This window comes from Duganella aceris (assembly GCF_011090165.1).
GTDB classification, from domain to species: domain Bacteria; phylum Pseudomonadota; class Gammaproteobacteria; order Burkholderiales; family Burkholderiaceae_D; genus Rugamonas; species Rugamonas aceris.
Genome location: NZ_JAADJT010000003.1, coordinates 371,324 through 386,255 on the forward strand (window position 1 = coordinate 371,324; position 14,932 = coordinate 386,255).

Annotated in this window: 17 protein-coding genes; 3 read left to right on the forward strand and 14 right to left on the reverse strand. The window is 65.6% G+C overall.

Annotated features, from left to right (window positions below; genetic code table 11):
* Nucleotides 1–16: 16 nt before the first annotated feature.
* From flgL to flgB, 11 genes are all read right to left on the reverse strand, one after another.
* On the reverse strand, nt 17–1,273 hold the full coding sequence (gene flgL / locus GW587_RS08875; protein WP_443090627.1) for a flagellar hook-associated protein FlgL: 1,257 nt from the start codon (nt 1,271–1,273) through the stop codon (nt 17–19).
* Between the two features lie 21 nt (nt 1,274–1,294).
* A complete protein-coding gene (gene flgK, locus GW587_RS08880) occupies nt 1,295–3,250 on the reverse strand; it encodes a flagellar hook-associated protein FlgK (protein ID WP_166101222.1) in 1,956 nt (651 codons plus the stop codon).
* 24 nt (nt 3,251–3,274) lie between these two features.
* A complete protein-coding gene (flgJ, locus tag GW587_RS08885; RefSeq protein ID WP_166101225.1) occupies nt 3,275–4,249 on the reverse strand; it encodes a flagellar assembly peptidoglycan hydrolase FlgJ in 975 nt (324 codons plus the stop codon).
* Between the two features lie 12 nt (nt 4,250–4,261).
* Entirely contained in the window at nt 4,262–5,431 is a 1,170-nt protein-coding gene (locus GW587_RS08890) for a flagellar basal body P-ring protein FlgI (protein WP_371875562.1), read from the reverse strand.
* Between the two features lie 8 nt (nt 5,432–5,439).
* On the reverse strand, nt 5,440–6,096 hold the full coding sequence (locus GW587_RS08895; protein ID WP_166101227.1) for a flagellar basal body L-ring protein FlgH: 657 nt from the start codon (nt 6,094–6,096) through the stop codon (nt 5,440–5,442).
* Nucleotides 6,097–6,107: 11 nt separating this feature from the next.
* Complete coding sequence (flgG, locus tag GW587_RS08900) at nt 6,108–6,890, reverse strand: flagellar basal-body rod protein FlgG (RefSeq protein ID WP_166101229.1); 783 nt, start codon at nt 6,888–6,890, stop codon at nt 6,108–6,110.
* A 79-nt stretch (nt 6,891–6,969) separates the two neighbouring features.
* A complete protein-coding gene (gene flgF / locus GW587_RS08905) occupies nt 6,970–7,710 on the reverse strand; it encodes a flagellar basal-body rod protein FlgF (RefSeq protein ID WP_166101232.1) in 741 nt (246 codons plus the stop codon).
* Nucleotides 7,711–7,718: 8 nt separating this feature from the next.
* Entirely contained in the window at nt 7,719–9,275 is a 1,557-nt protein-coding gene (locus tag GW587_RS08910) for a flagellar hook protein FlgE (RefSeq protein WP_166101235.1), read from the reverse strand.
* Nucleotides 9,276–9,321: 46 nt separating this feature from the next.
* On the reverse strand, nt 9,322–10,029 hold the full coding sequence (locus tag GW587_RS08915; protein WP_166101238.1) for a flagellar hook assembly protein FlgD: 708 nt from the start codon (nt 10,027–10,029) through the stop codon (nt 9,322–9,324).
* 14 nt (nt 10,030–10,043) lie between these two features.
* Nucleotides 10,044–10,454, reverse strand: a complete 411-nt coding sequence (flgC, locus tag GW587_RS08920; protein WP_166101240.1) for a flagellar basal body rod protein FlgC — start codon at nt 10,452–10,454, stop codon at nt 10,044–10,046.
* Nucleotides 10,455–10,456: 2 nt separating this feature from the next.
* Complete coding sequence (flgB, locus tag GW587_RS08925) at nt 10,457–10,882, reverse strand: flagellar basal body rod protein FlgB (protein ID WP_166101243.1); 426 nt, start codon at nt 10,880–10,882, stop codon at nt 10,457–10,459.
* A gap of 174 nt (nt 10,883–11,056) precedes the next feature.
* On the opposite strand from flgB, the gene flgA reads away from it, so the two are divergent.
* The 3 genes from flgA to GW587_RS08940 all read left to right on the forward strand — a co-directional run bounded on the left by flgA (nt 11,057) and on the right by GW587_RS08940 (nt 12,663).
* On the forward strand, nt 11,057–11,752 hold the full coding sequence (gene flgA, locus GW587_RS08930) for a flagellar basal body P-ring formation chaperone FlgA (protein ID WP_166101245.1): 696 nt from the start codon (nt 11,057–11,059) through the stop codon (nt 11,750–11,752).
* A gap of 107 nt (nt 11,753–11,859) precedes the next feature.
* Nucleotides 11,860–12,177 carry a flagellar biosynthesis anti-sigma factor FlgM gene (gene flgM / locus GW587_RS08935; RefSeq protein ID WP_166101248.1) on the forward strand — a complete coding sequence of 106 codons (318 nt, stop codon included), beginning with the start codon at nt 11,860–11,862 and terminating at the stop codon, nt 12,175–12,177.
* 9 nt (nt 12,178–12,186) lie between these two features.
* Nucleotides 12,187–12,663 (forward strand): flagella synthesis protein FlgN, encoded by a 477-nt coding sequence (locus tag GW587_RS08940; RefSeq protein ID WP_166101251.1) that lies wholly within the window; start codon nt 12,187–12,189, stop codon nt 12,661–12,663.
* 3 nt (nt 12,664–12,666) lie between these two features.
* Here GW587_RS08940 and motD read toward each other — a convergent pair whose 3' ends face one another.
* The 3 genes from motD to GW587_RS08955 are packed head-to-tail and all read right to left on the reverse strand — an operon-like array spanning nt 12,667 to nt 14,907.
* Nucleotides 12,667–13,446, reverse strand: coding sequence for a flagellar motor protein MotD (gene motD / locus GW587_RS08945; protein WP_166101253.1), 780 nt, complete (start codon nt 13,444–13,446; stop codon nt 12,667–12,669).
* Nucleotide 13,447: 1 nt separating this feature from the next.
* A complete protein-coding gene (locus tag GW587_RS08950; RefSeq protein WP_166101256.1) occupies nt 13,448–14,194 on the reverse strand; it encodes a flagellar motor protein in 747 nt (248 codons plus the stop codon).
* Complete coding sequence (locus GW587_RS08955; RefSeq protein ID WP_166101258.1) at nt 14,176–14,907, reverse strand: RNA polymerase sigma factor FliA; 732 nt, start codon at nt 14,905–14,907, stop codon at nt 14,176–14,178. The genes GW587_RS08950 and GW587_RS08955 overlap by 19 nt, the downstream gene beginning before the upstream one ends.
* Nucleotides 14,908–14,932: the final 25 nt, after the last annotated feature.

Below are 14,932 nucleotides of genomic sequence, written 5' to 3' on the forward strand. Positions count from 1 at the left end.
ACGTTTGGCGGCGGACTCAGGTGATGTAATTGAACAGCGACAAGCCGGCCAGGCTCTTGAACGACTTTTGTGCCGCGTCCAGCATGGTCGACTGCTGGGTGAACAGCGATACCGCCTTGACCATGTCGACGTCCTGCAGGTCCGACAAGGTGGCCGCGTACTGCAGGTTCAGGTCGTCGCCCGAGCTGTCCAGGTAGTCCAGCTCCTTGAGCCGCGAACCGACCGCCGATTGCACTGCCAGCAGGTTGTCGGTGGCGTTGTCGATGTTCATGTGCGCCTGGTTCAGCTTGTTGTTCAGGCTGGCCTGGCCGGCGGCGCCGTCGCCGGGCGCGCGCAGCGCCGCGATCAGGTCGCTCACGGTGGTGAACACCGATTGCTTGGTGGACGGCTCGACCGCGAAGTTGTCGCCGTCGGCCGGCTCGCCCTTGACGTCGAACTGCACCCCGTCGAAGCTGATGTTCTGGCCGCTGACATAGGGCTGCGGCTCGGCCGGGATCGGCGTCGGCGGCACCGGCTGGTTCAGCGTCAGGTCGGTCACCGTGTAGGTGGTGACCTTGGGGATGCCCGGCTGTTCCGGCACCACCTGGAAGTCGATCTGGTACTTGTGGCCGGTCAGCAAGGTCTGGTCCTTGACCGAACCGGCGCTGATGATGCCGGTGCCGCCGCGGTCGTAGTTGGCCGCGTCCGGCCTGGTGACGAAGTTGCCGTTGCCGGTGGCGTTGTTCTCGAACACCGACGACCCGGAATCGGTGATCGGCACCTTGCGGGTCGACCCGACCTGCAGCTCGCGCTGGCCCTGGTCGCCCTGGTAGGCGGCGCCGGTGGCGGTTTGCGTGAACGGCAAGGTGCTGGATTTATACCCGGCGAACACATAGCCGCCGACGCCGTCCGAACTGTTGGCCTGGCCCAACAGGTCGGCCAGCCGGCCCTCCAGCTCGACCGCCAGCGATTCGCGGTCCTTTTGCGTCATGCCGCCGTTGCCGGCGTTGACGGTCAGCGTCTTGATGTCCTGCAACAGCGAGGTCGAGCTGGCCAGCGCCACCGTCTCCAGCGACAACATGCCCTTGGCGTTGGCGCGGTTGGTCACCAGCTGGGTATTGATCGATTGCGACTGCGTCACCTCCAGCACCCGCGCGGCGGCGATCGGGTCGTCGGCCGCGCTCAGGTTCTTGCGCTGGGTCGAAAGTTGCTGCTGGGTACGGGCGAGCGCCGTCTGCAGCGAGCCGATCTGGCCGACGCCGACGTCGTATATGGTCTGGGAACTGATGCGCATGCTCATGGTGCCACCTCGTGATTAATTGCCCAGGCTGAGCAGGGTGTCGAACAACTGGCTGGCCACCTGCATCACCTTGCCGCTGGCCTGGTACGCCTGTTGATAGCGTAACAGATTTGCCGCTTCCTCATCCAGATTCACACCGGACACGCTTTGTTGCGAATTGGTGGCCTGGGCCACGGCGGCGTCGGCGGCGATGCCGCCGATCTGCGCCTCGGACGCCTTGGCGCCGACATAGTTGACCATCTGGGCGTAGCTGACCTGGTAGGTCGCGCTGCCGTTGTTCATGATGTTCTTGCTCTGCAGCCCGGCCAGCAACGCGCCGTTGCGGCTGTCGCCGACGCCGCTGACGTTGGGGCCGACGGTGAAGGTGTCGAGGTCGGCCGGCGTGCCGCTGATGTTGAAGCTGATGCCGCCGAAGCTGATGGCGGCGCCGTCGGTGTACGGCACCGGCGTGCCGGCCGGATACACGGTGGCGGTGCCGTTGACCGTCACCGTCACATCCTTGTCCGCCGGGAAGCCGGACAGCGTGCCGCTGGCCTGGTCGAAGCTCAGCGTCAGCGGCGCCGTCAGCGCGTTGCCGGGCGTCAGGTAGCTGGCGTCCACCGTGCCCGGCGTGATCTTGGCGTTGCCGGCGTTGGCGGTCGGCGCGGCGGTCGCGACCGGCGTCGCCAGCGCCACCTTCTTCGGATCCGACACCAGCACCTTGAACTGGGCGGCGGCTTCGAAGGTCGGACGCACCAGGAAATTATCCTTGGTCACCGGCGTGCCGGTGATGCTGTACGACACGCCGTCGATCACCTGCGGCTCGGTCTGCGGGAAGGGATTGATCTGCGTGACCTTGCCGTCGCTCTTGCGGGTGACGTTGAAGTTGGTGCCGTCGTAATCGACGCTGTAGTCGCTGGCGGTCAAGGCGGCGGCGTCGGTCACCACGGCGGTGACGTTGGCGCTGCTCACCGGCGAATTCTTGCTGTTGGCGCCGACGAAGGCGTTGATCGGACCGAAGAACGGCGTGCCGGCGTCGCCGTTCTTGTCCTGGCCCAGCACGTGCTGCGCGTTGAAGCTGACCGCCAGCGCCGCCGCCACCTGGCCCAGCGCGTTTTGCGCATGGTCCATCGGGCCGTTGCGGAACTCCAGCAGGCCGCCCAGCTGGCCGCCGGTGATCACGCTGTCGGGCAGCTCGCTGAAGCCGCCCGGATTGTTCATATAGCCGACCGTGACCCGGCCCGGCTCGTTCGACGCCGAACTGGTGCCCAGCTGGAAAGCCTTGTCGCCCAGCACCAGCGGCTGACCGGTGCCGAAGGTCACGGTCAGCTGGTTGTTCTCGCCCGGCAAGACTTGCGTCTTGACCAGCTTGTTCAATTCGGTCAGCACCTGGTCGCGCTGGTCCAGCAGGTCGTTGGGCGCCTTGTTGTCCGAGGCCAGGCCGGCGATGGTGTGGTTCAGCTCGGCGAGCTGGCGGGCATAGGAATTGATCGCGGTGACGTTGTCGGTGATCTGGCCGTTGACGCCGTCCGAGATCTCGCCCAGCCGCGCGCTCAGGCCCTGCAGCCGGCCGGCCAGCGATTGCGCGCTCGAGATCATGGCCTGGCGCGACGCGTCCGAGGCCGGGTTCGAGGTGGCGTCCTGCACCCCGTTGAAGAAGTCCTGCAGCGCCGGCGACAGGCCGGCGGTCGGATCGGCCAGCAGGTTGTCGATCTGGCTGATCTGCTTGGAGTAGACATCCAGCGAGGCCTGGTTCGATTGCGCGTTGCGCAGCTGCGTCGCCAGGAAGTTGTCGTAGTAGCGGCGCACCGAGGTCACCTCGGTGCCGGTGCCGACGTAGCCGAAGCCCTGGTCCAGGGTCGGGGTATCGCCCTGGATCGCGACCTGGCGGTTGTAGCCGGCCACACCGGCGTTGGTGATGTTGTTGCCGGTGGTCGCCAGCCCTACCTGGGCGGCCAACAAACCGCTTCTGCCGATGCTGAGGAGACTCATGATGGTGTGCTCTATCTAAAGGAATCAGCCGGCCAGCGAGCGCTTGATAATGCTGGTCAACTTGGTGGCGTAATTCGGATCGGTGGCGTAGCCGGCCTTCTGCAGGCCCTGGGCGAAACTGGCGGCGTCGCCGGCGCTGGCCATGACTTTTTCGTAGCGCGGATTGCTCGCCAACAGCTTGGCGTAATCCTTGAAGCTGTCGCTGTAGCTGTCGTAGGCGCGGAAGCGCTCGACCTTGGTCTGCGCCTTGCCGTTGACGTACTCGGTGGTGGTGGCCTCGACCACCTTGCCCTTCCAGTCGCCGCCGGCCTTGATGCCGAACAGGTTGTTGCTGTTGGTGCCGTCGCGGCCCTTGATCTCGCGCTTGCCCCAGCCGCTTTCCAGCGCCGCCTGGCCCAGCATGAACTTGGCCGGGATGCCGGTGGCGCGGCTGGCCTCCTCGGCGTGGGCGCTGAGTTTTTCCTGGAAGCTGCGCACGTGCGGCGCCTGCGAACCCTTGCTGGTGGCGGCGGCGGCGCCGTTGCCGACCAGCGTGATCGCGCTGTCCGCGCCGCTGCCGCCGGCCGCCGCGATCGCGCGCTGCAGCTTGGCGTCCATCAGGCTGGCCAGGCCGCCGAAGCTGCCGTTGGCCGCGCCGTCGCCGGCCGTGGTGGCGTCGGCGCCGAGCGCCAGCGCCTGGGTGTCGGTGGTCTTGGACAACTGGCGGATCAGCATGTCCGACAGGCCGATGCCCTTCTTGGCGATGTTCTGGCTGGTCTGCTGGTCCAGCATGGCGGTGAAGGTCTTGCTTTGCTGGCTGTCCATCATGCCGTCCTGCGGCGTGGCGTCGCGCATGCTCTTCATCATCATGTTGACGAACATCGCTTCGAACTGGGTGGCGGCCGTCTTCAGCGCCTCCGGGCTGCCGGCGCGGGCCGACTGCTTGAGGCTCCCCATGTCCTTCAGGTCGAGCGCGAACTTGCCGCTCAGGTCATTGGTGGTGGAGGTGGGACTGGTCATGGCGGCATCCGTTTAAATGATTTCCAGCTCGGCGCGCAGCGAGCCGGCGGCCTTCATCGCCTGCAGGATCGACAGCAGGTCCTGCGGCGTGGCGCCGATGGCGTTGAGCGCCTTGACCACCTCGGCCAGCGAGGCGCCGCCCTTGACCAGCATCACCTTGCCGCTGTCGGCCTTGATGCCGACCTGCGGGTTCTGCGTCACCACGGTGCGGCCGCCGGACAAGGGGTTGGGCTGGCTGACCTGGGTATCGGCGTTGACCGACACCGACAGGTTGCCGTGCGAAATGGCGCAGGTGTCCAGCGTCACGGCGCGGTTCATCACCACCGAACCGGTGCGGGCGTTCATGATGACCTTGGCCGGCTGCTCGGCCGGGTTGACGTTCATGTCCTGCAGCGTGCCGATGAAGCTGACGCGCTGGTCGCTGCCGCTCGGCGCCTGCACCCGGATCACCCGGCTGTCGAGCGCATAGGCGATGCCGGCGCCGTATTTTTCATTGATGGCCTCGACCACGCGGCTGGCGGTGGCGAAGTCGGCGGTGTTCAGTTCCAGCTTGATCATATTGTTTTCGCCCAGCGCCGAGGCGACCGCGCGCTCGACGGTGGCGCCGCCGGAGATCTTGCCGACGCTGAGGTGGTTGACGGTCAGCGAACTGCCGCCACCGCCACCGCCGCCGGCCTGCACGCCGACGCCGCCGACCAGCACATTGCCCTGCGCCATGCCGTAGACCTGGCCGTCGGCGCCCTTCAGCGGCGTCATCAGCAAGGTGCCGCCGCGCAGGCTCTTGGCGTTGCCCATCGACGAGACGGTGATGTCCAGCGTCTGGCCGGGCTGCGCGAACGGCGGCAGCGAGGCGGTCACCATCACCGCGGCGACGTTCTTCAGTTGCAGCTGCGTGCCCTGCGGCAGGTTGACGCCCAGTTGCTGCAGCATCGACACCACGCTTTGCACGGTGAACGGGGTTTGCGTGGTCTGGTCGCCGCTGCCGTCGAGGCCGACGACCAGGCCGTAGCCGATCAATTGGTTGTGCCGCACGCCGGCGATGCTGGCCAGGTCGCGCAGGCGCTCGGCGCTGGCGGGCGGGGTCAGCAGCGCCATGCCGGCCAGCACGGCGGTCAGCAGCGCCAGCTTGCAGAGGGCGGCGGCGCGGCGCGTGGTATCGGTCATGGCTAGGGTGCGGTGCATGGTCGGCCTCAGAACGGTAACAGGCTTTGGAAGAAGCGCGACGCCATCGACGCCACTTCGGCGCGGTCGACATGGGCGGCGGTGCGGTACTCGACGCGGGCGTCGGCCACGGCGGTCGAGGCCACGGTGTTGCCGGTGGCGATGCTGTCCGGATTGATCATGCCGGAGAAGCGGATGTACTCGACGCCCTTGTTCATGCCGACCTGCTTCTCGCCGGCCACGATCAGGTTGCCGTTGGCCAGCACCTCGACCACGGTGATGCCCATGGTGCCGGTGAAGGCGTTGCTGGCCGACTGGTTGTCGCCGTCGGTGAACGAGCTGTCGTTGCTGACGCCGAGCGGATTGCCGAAGGTCGATTGCAGCGGCTTCGGCAGCGCGACGCTGACGCTGCCCTTCTTGTTGCCCGAGCTGGCGCCGGTCTTGTTGGCGCTGGTGCGTTCGGTGATGACCAGCGTCAGCACGTCGCCGATGTGGCGCGCGCGGCGGTCTTCGAACACCGGACGGTAGGCCGAGGCCTGGTAGATCGCGCCGTTGCTGGGCGCGGCCTGCAACTGCTCCGACGTCAGCGGCCGCGCGCTCATCGGCATGGTGACGATCGAGGTCGGGGTGCTCATGCAGCCGCTCAGCAGCAGTGCCGCAGCGGCGATGGTGGTGGCGAGTTTCATGCTGTTTTCCCTTACATCTGCGACAGTTTTTGCAGCATCTGGTCGGAGGTGGTGATCGCCTTGGAATTGATCTCGTAGGCGCGCTGGGTCTGGATCATGTTGACCATCTCCTCGACCACGTTGACGTTCGAGGTTTCCACATAACCCTGCAGGATGTTGCCGGTGCCGTTGGTGCCCGGGGTATTGGCCTGCGGGTTGCCGGAGGCGCCGGTTTCGACGTACAAATTCTCGCCCTTCGATTCCAGCCCGGTCGGGTTGATGAAGGTGCTCAGCTGCAGGCTGCCGATCTGCTGCGCCGCGATCTGGCCCGGCAGCGTCACCGACACCGTGCCGTCGCGGCCGACGGTGATCGATTGCGCGGTGATCGGAATGGTGATCGGCGGTTGCAGCACGAAGCCGCTGGAGGTGACCATCTGGCCGTTGTTGTCGCGCTGGAAGGAACCGTCGCGGGTGTAGGCGGTCGAACCGTCCGGCAGCAGCACGTTGAAGAAGCCGTTGCCGTTGACCATCAGGTCCTTGTCGTTGCCGGTCGATTGCGGATTGCCCTGGGTGAACACGCGCTCGATCGCCACCGGACGCACGCCGGTGCCGAGCTGCATGCCCGAAGGCAGGTTGGTCTGTTGCGACGATTGGCCGCCGGGCTGGCGGATGTTCTGGTACAGCAGATCCTCGAACACGGCGCGCGACTTCTTGAAGCCGTTGGTGCTGACGTTGGCCAGATTATTGGACGTGACGTCCATCTGCGTCTGCTGCGCCTCCATGCCGGTCTTGGCGATCCAAAGTGAACGTATCATTTTCCTTCTCCCGTTGCCTGGATGAGGCCGTCGAAGCGACAGCTACTCATCCCACGCAACCATTATGCGGGAGAGGTGATCAACTCAAAGCGAGGATCTGGGTGGCTTTTGCGGCGTTATTCTCGGCGTTCTTCATCAGGCTCATTTGCATTTCGAACTGCCTTGCCAGACTGATCATGTTGACCATGGAGTCGACCGGATTGACGTTGCTGCCCTCCAGCGCGCCGTCCACCACCCGCACCAGCGGGTCGTTCTCGGCCGGCTGGCCGCTGCTCTGGCGGAACAGGCCGTCGTCGCCGCGCACCAGGCCCTTGGGGTCGGGATTGACCAGCTTGATGCGGCCGAGCACGTTGGACGGGCCCGGCATGTAGTCGTTCGACACCGTGCTGACCGTGCCGTCGCTGGCGATGGTGACGCTGGTGTCGGGCGGAATGGCGATCGGGCCGCCCTCGCCCTGGATGGTCTGGCCGCTGGTGTTTTGCAGCAGGCCGTTCTCGCTGATCTTCAGGCCGCCGTTGCGGGTATACGCCTCCGAGCCGTCGGCCGACTGCACCGCGATCCAGCCCTGGTCGCGGATGGCGATGTCGAGCGAGCGCCCGGTGGTCTGGATCGGGCCGGCGCGCATGTCGGCGCCGACGGTCGAATCGACCACGAAGGCGCGCGTCGGCAAGCCCTCCGACACCACCGGCACCGCGCGGAACGAATCGAGCTGGGCGCGGAAGCCGGTGGTGGTGGCGTTGGACAGGTTGTTCGCCACGGTGGCTTGCTGCTCCATCACGTGGCGGGCACCGGTCATCGCGGTGTAGACGAGGCGGTCCATGCTCGACCTTAGCGCAGATTCACCAGCGTTTGCAGGATCGAATCCTCGGTCTTGATGGTCTGCGCGTTGGCCTGGTAGACCCGCTGCGCGGTGATCATGTTGACCAGCTCCGCCGTCAGGTCGGTGTTGGACGATTCCACCGAGCTGGCGCGCAGCTTGCCCATCGAGCCGGCGTTCGGCACGCCGATGATGGGCGTGCCCGAGGCCGAGCTTTCGGCCCAGGCGTTGTTGCCCAGCGGCGTCAAGCCGTCGACGCTGGCGAAGTTGGCCATGGCGATCTGGCCCATCGCGCGCGACTTGCCGTTGCTGTACTGACCCATGATGACGCCGTTCTCGTCGATCGAGTAACGCTGCCACGAACCGGCCGAATAACCGTCCGCGGTCGAGCCCTGGTCGTTGGTGACGCTGCCGTACTGGGTCATGTCGCCGAAGGTGGCGTTGACCTGCATCGGGCCTTCGGCGCCGGTGTCCGGGAAAATCGGCAGCGCGACCACGAACGGCAGTTTCTGCGCCGGATCCATCAGCGCCATCGCGCCCTCGTCCAGGTTGCCGCTCTTGTCGAACAGCAGCGTGCCGACCTTGACGGCGGGCACGGTGACGGCGGCCGCCAGCTTGGCGTTGATCTGGTCCGGCGTCATGCCGGTGATCTGGCCGCTCTGGGTCGGATCGAGCGCGGTGAAGGCGGCTTCGATCGCGGCCAGCTGCTCGTCGGTGGCGGAGGCCGGCGGCGTGGTGGCGGCGGCCACCATCACATCGTGGGCGACCACGGAATAGGCCGAGGCGGCGGCGGCGATATCCGCCTCCACCGGCGGCGTGGCGTGCACCGCGGCGTCGTAGGCGGCGCGGGCGGTCTTGACCCCCTCGTCCAGATTGATCGACGACACCACGCCGGCCGAGACCAATTCCTTGCCGTCGGCGGCGGCGTAGACGTCCCAGGTGTTGGCGGCGGTCTTGACGTAATAGGTCGTCATGATGTGCTCGGTGCCCAGGGTGTCGTACACCGGAACCTGGGTTTGCTTGTTGTAGCTTTTCGGATCGGTCGGGTCGAACGGAATCTTCTCCGGCACCGTCTCCTTCGAGCTCAGGTTCAGCTTGAAGTTGGCGGTGGTGGTTTCCACCGGCTTCAGATCCGCCTTGTCCAGCGTCAGCGGCACCGGCGCGCCCAGCAGCACCTGCCCGGCCGAATTGGTCAGGTAACCGGTCAGCTGCGCGCCCTGGGCGTTGACCAGGGTGTGGGTCTCATCCTCATGGAACTGGCCGTTGCGGGTGTATTGCACCGCGCCGTTGACCACCATGCGGAAGAAGCCGCCGCCGTTGATCGACACGTCCAGCGGATTGTTGCTGGTTTCGATATTTCCCTGGGTGAATTGCTGGGCCAGCTTGGCCACCGACACGCCGATACCGGCGTTGTTGCCCGAGACACCGTTCAGCGAATTGGCGTACAGGTCGGCGAATTGCGCTTGCGACGCCTTGAAGCCCACAGTGCTGGCATTGGCGATGTTGTTGCCGATGACGTCCAGCGATTTGGATGCGGCGTTCAGACCGCTGAGACCTTGTTGGAACATGGTATTCCCCTATGCTAGGTGTGGTGACGTATAAATGAATGATTGCTTACAGCACTTCTTTGACTTCGGCCAGCGTGATCGGGCCGAGCGTCGTGTTGAGCTTGACGCCGCCGCTGCCGGTCGAGACGCTGGCCACGCCGGCCAGCTGCAGCGGCGTGGCGGAGGTCAGCGTCGCGCCGTTGCTCTTGGCGGTGACGGTGAAGGTATAGTCGCCGGCCGGCGCGATGGTGGTCTTGTCGTCCATGGTGCCGTCCCAGGTGATCGGGTAGGTGCCGATCTGCGCGTTGGCGGGCAGCGCCATGCTGCGCACCGTCTTGCCGGACTTGTCGACAATGGCGATCTCCACCGTGTCGGCGGCCGACGCCAGGTCGATGCCGAACACGGCGCTGCTGGTGGTCGTGCCGTCCTCGGCGGTGCTGGCGGTCAGCTTGATGCCCTTGCCCTCCACCAGCACACCCTTGCCGATCAGGTTCAGCGCGCCCATCGCCGCGCTGTCGGCCTGGTCGGCGCGCAGCGATTCCAGCGTGGCGTTGACCTTGTTGATGCCGGTCACGGTCGACAGCTGCGCCAGCTGGCTGGTCATGGCGGCGTTGTCCATCGGATTCAGCGGATCCTGGTTCTGCAGCTGCGTGATCAGCAGCTTCATGAACTTGTCCTGATCCGCCTGGACGCTGTCGGTGGCGGTCTTGGTGGTGGTCGGCACCGTGTTGACGGCTGCCGGCGTGTCGATCACGCCGCCGGATAATTGAGTCATGCTGGCACCTCGGATTAAGTCTGACCGATGGTCAGGGTTTTCAACAACAGCGTCTTGGCCGCGTTCATGGTTTCGACGTTGGTCTGGTAGGAACGCGAGGCCGACAGCATGTTGACCATCTCGTCGACGACGTTGACGTTGGGCATGGTCACATAGCCCTTGTCGTCGGCCATCGGGTGTTTCGGGTCGTACATCTGTTTCATCGGCGACTGGTCCTCGACCACTTGCTTGACCCGCACCCCGGTGGCGGCGCCGCCGTCGGTCGGGGTGGTGGCCTCGAACACCACCTGGCGCGCGCGGTAGGCCTCGCCGCTGGCGCTGGTGGCGCTGTCGGCGTTGGCCAGGTTGGACGCGACCACGTTCAGGCGCTGCGCCTGGGCGCTCATGGCCGAACCGGAAACATTAAAAATATTAAACAAAGACATGATCAGGTCCCTCCCTGGATCGCCGCCATCATGGCCTTGATCTGCGCGTTGATGGCGGTGATGCCGGCTTCGTAACGAATCGCGTTGTCGGCGAACTGGTTGCGCTCGACGTCCATGTCGACCGTGTTGCCGTCGACCGCGCCCTGCACCACGCCGCGATATTGCAACTGCGTGCCGTCGGCCATGGTGCCGGCGTCTTGCGGAGGGTTGGGGTAATGCTGGGCGGCGGTGGTCTTCAGGCTGGCCGCCGCGCCCGGCGTGGCCTTGTCCAGCGCCGACTTCAGCGCGTTGCCGAAATCGATGTCGCGGGCCTTGTAGTTGGGCGTATCGCCGTTGGCGATGTTCGAAGCGAGCACGCCCTGCCGCTTCTCGCGCAGGCCGAGTGCGGTTTCATTGAAACGCAGGTATTCGTCGAGTTTCCCCAGCATGACATGCTCCGATACGCCGTCCACACGATGGACGAACTTGTTATGACAGGATCGATGATACGGAGTTGATTGGTGGAACCATCGGCAGAGAAGCAGCGGCTTTTCGCTGCTATTCGCCGCTTCAAGTCGCGCCCGCCAGACTATGATGGCAATATTGAAGGGGAAACCTACGCCATGAAATCACGCCTACTTATCGCCGCGCTGCTGAGCGCCGCCAGCCTCGTCCCCGCCGCCGCCCAGAACGGCCGCCAGGAGGTGGCCGCGATCAAGCGCACCGTCGAGCAATTCCTGCAGATCCAGACCGCCGGCCTGCCGGGCCAGGTCACGGTCGCGGTCGGCGCCATCGATCCGCGCCTGCAGCTGGCCGCCTGCGCCGATCCGCAAGCCTTCTTCACCTCCGGCGCGCGCGCCTGGGGCAAGACCACGGTCGGCGTGCGCTGTGCGGCGCCGGCGGTGTGGACGGTCTATATTCAGGCCAGCGTCACCGTGATCGGCGACTACATCGCCAGCGCGGCGCCGCTGGTGCAGGGCCAGCCGATCGACGCCGGCCAGCTGGTCACGCTCAAGGGCGATCTGACAATGTTGCCAGCCGGTATAGCCACCGACGCCAGCCAGGTGATCGGCCGCAGCGCGAATATTTCGTTGCCGCCGGGAACACCGATGCGGCTCGACACCTTGCGCAGCAAGCCGGTGGTGCAGTCGGGCCAGCTGGTGCGGCTGGTATCGAGCGGCAACGGTTTCAGCGTCTCGTCCGAGGCGCGCGCCATGGGCACGGCCGGCGACGGCCAGGTGGTACAGGTTAAAACTTCCGGTGGACAGCAAATCACCGGCATCGCCAAGACGGGCGGACTGGTGGAGGTGGCGTTTTGACGCAACGCCGGTGATCTGGCGCGGGGCGCGGCTAAAGTTTACCGACGGGCCGCCGTTACCAACTCAGATCCCGGAGTTTCGTACTCCAACCAGAGAAGGAAAATGCTGTGAAAATTAACGATACATTGAAGAGCACCACCGGCTTGCCGGCGACGCCCGCAGCCACCTCCTCGACCGCGCGCGGCGCGGACAAGGCGGCCGAAGCGACGGCGACCAGCGTCGCGTCGGACAATGTGCGCCTGTCGCCGCAAGGCCAGGCATTGGCGGCCAGCTCGGCCGGCGGCGCCAGCGCCGTATTCGACACCAAGAAAGTCGAACGCATCAAGCTGGCCATCGCCGATGGCCAGTTCCAGGTCAACTCGGAAAAAGTGGCGGATGGCTTGCTGGATACAGTCAAGGATCTGCTGCACTCAAGAAAACGATAGGAAGTCACCATGCCCACCGCCACCCCGCTGAACAGTCTGCGCGAAGAAGAGCACATCATGGCCACGCTGCTGGACCTGCTCGCGCAAGAACAGCAATTGCTGGTGTCGGCGGATATCGACAACCTGCCGGCCCTCACCACCCGCAAGACCGCGCTGGTGACGCAAATGACGCTGTTGTCGGCGCAACGCCACCGCGCGCTGGGCAAGTGCGGCTTCCCGGCCGAAGAGTCGGGCATGGATGCCTGGATCGCCGCCAGCGGCGCGGCGCGCGAGGAATCGGCCGGCTTGTGGCGGGCGCTGCTGGAACATACGCGCCAGGCCAAGGAGCTGAACCGCATCAACGGCATGCTGATCAGCAAGCAAATGAACCATACCCAGGGCGCCTTGCAAGCCCTGCGTCCGCCGGGCGCGGCGCAGAATAATTTCTACGGCCCGGGCGGCATGTCCACCACCCTGCCGCGCAGTCGCGGCTTCCTGGCCGGCTAAGCCTTATTGCGGCGCCGGCGCCGCCGGCGTCGGTATCTCCGTCACCGTATCCGGTATTCCCGACAGAATCGTCACCGCCACCCGGCGGTTGCGGGCGCGGCCCTGCGGGCTGTCGTTGGACGCCACCGGCACGTTGGCGCTGAAGCCCACCGCCGTCAGCCGCTCCGGCGCCACGCCGGCGTCGATGAACAGCCGCACCACGCTGCTGGCGCGCACCGCCGACAATTCCCAGTTGGACGGATACTGCGGATTCCTGATCGGCTGGTTGTCGGTGTGGCCCTCGACCTGCACGTTGTGGCTGTCGGCTTTCAGCAGGCCGGCCACCGCGCGCAAGGCCTCGGTCGACTCGTCGGTCAGGCGCGCGTTGCCCGGATCGAACAGCACCGAGGCGTTGATCTCGACGCTGACGCCGCGGCTGTTCTGCGTCACCCGCACCTTGCCCTCCTTGACCAGCGGCGCCAGCGTCGACAACAAGTCCTGCGCCAGCTTGGTCATGTGCTCCTTTTCCTTGCGCAGCAGCTCGGTGCGGCGCTTCAGGCCGGGATTGGGGATGGGCAGGTTCGGCACCTGGGTGTTAATCGGCTGCGCCGCGCCGGCGCCGCCGAAGGCGTCGCCGAGCGCGTCGGAAAAGACCTTGTATTTTCCGATATTGACGGAAGAGATCGCGTACATCACGACGAAGAAGGCGAACAGCAGCGTGATGAAGTCGGCGTAGGAAATCAGCCATCGCTCGTGGTTCTCCGGCTCGTCGTCGAACTTCTTGCGCGCGCGCCGCTGCTGCATGTCAGTGCTCCCGCAACAGCGTGGCGATGCGTTCGTCGATCACGCGCGTGTGGTCGCCGGTGGCGATGTCGTAGAACACGGCGGCGGCGATTTCCTGCTGGTGCACCGCCTGCGTGACGATCGCCTTCAGTTTATTCGCGATCGGATAGAACAGCAAATTGGCCAGCCCGACGCCATAGATGGTGGACACGAAGGCCACCGCGATGCCGGAGCCGAGCTTGCTCGGATCGGTCAGGTTTTCCATCACGTGGATCAGGCCCAGCACCGCGCCCAGGATGCCGATGGTGGGCGAATAGCCGGCCGCCGATTCCCAGATCCGCACCGCCTGGCGCTCCTCGGTTTCATAGGCGGTGATTTCGGTGTCGAGCAGCTGGCGCAGCTTGTCGGGATTGATGCCGTCGACGATCAGCCGCAGGCCCTTGGTATTGAACTTGTCCTTGGAGGCCAGCATGTAGCGTTCCAGCGACAGCAGGCCGTCGCGCCGCGCCGCCAGGTTCCAGGCGTTGATGTCGCGCGCCAGCACGGCGCGGGTGTCGGGCGGCGGCGCGAACACCAGCCGCAGCATGCGCACGCCGCGCACGAAGGTCTTGAAGCGGGTCTGCAACAGCACCGCGCCGAAGGTGCCGATCACCACGATGGCGAACGCGGCCGGCTGCAGCAGCGACGACAGCTTGCCGCCTTCGAGCGACTGGCCGATGACGACGCCGGCCAGCGCCAGCAGCACCCCGGCTACGCTGGCCCAGTCCAAGACCGCTCCCGAAGTGAGGCGCGCAGACGCGCCACGGCCTGCGTATGCAGCTGCGATACGCGCGATTCCGATACGCCCATCACGGCGCCGATTTCTTTCAAGTTGAGCTCCTCTTCATAGTACAGCCCCATCAGGATCTTTTCGCGCGGCGGCAGCTGGTCGATGGCGTCGATCACGGCCTGGCGGAAGTCGCCGTCCAGCAGCGAGCGCAGCGGATCGGCGTCGTCGTCGGCGGCGTAGCGGTCGAGGAAGCTGTCGTTGCCGTCGTCGTCGTGGAAATCCTCGTAATAAACCAGCTGGTGGCCGCCGCCGTCGGCCAGCATTTCCTGGTAGTCGGCCAGCGACAGCTTGAGCATCTTGGCCACTTCCGACTCGGTCGGCGGATGGCCGAGACGCTGCTGCAGGGTCGCCATCGCGGTCTCGATCTTGCGCATGTTCTGCCGCATCGAGCGCGGCAGCCAATCGCTGTTGCGCAGTTCGTCCAGCATGGCGCCGCGGATGCGCAGCACGGCGTAGGTCTCGAACTGGGCGCCATGGGTTTCTTCGTAACGGCTGATGGCGTCGAGCAGGCCGATCATTCCGGCTTGCACCAGATCGTCGACTTCGACGCTGGGCGGCAGCTTCGCCTTCATATGATGGGCAAGGCGCTTAACCAACGGCATATGCGTCGTCAGCAAAGCATCCTTTTCCGTTTTCCCCTTGGCCGTGTACATGTATTATTTTTTTGCTTTACAGTTT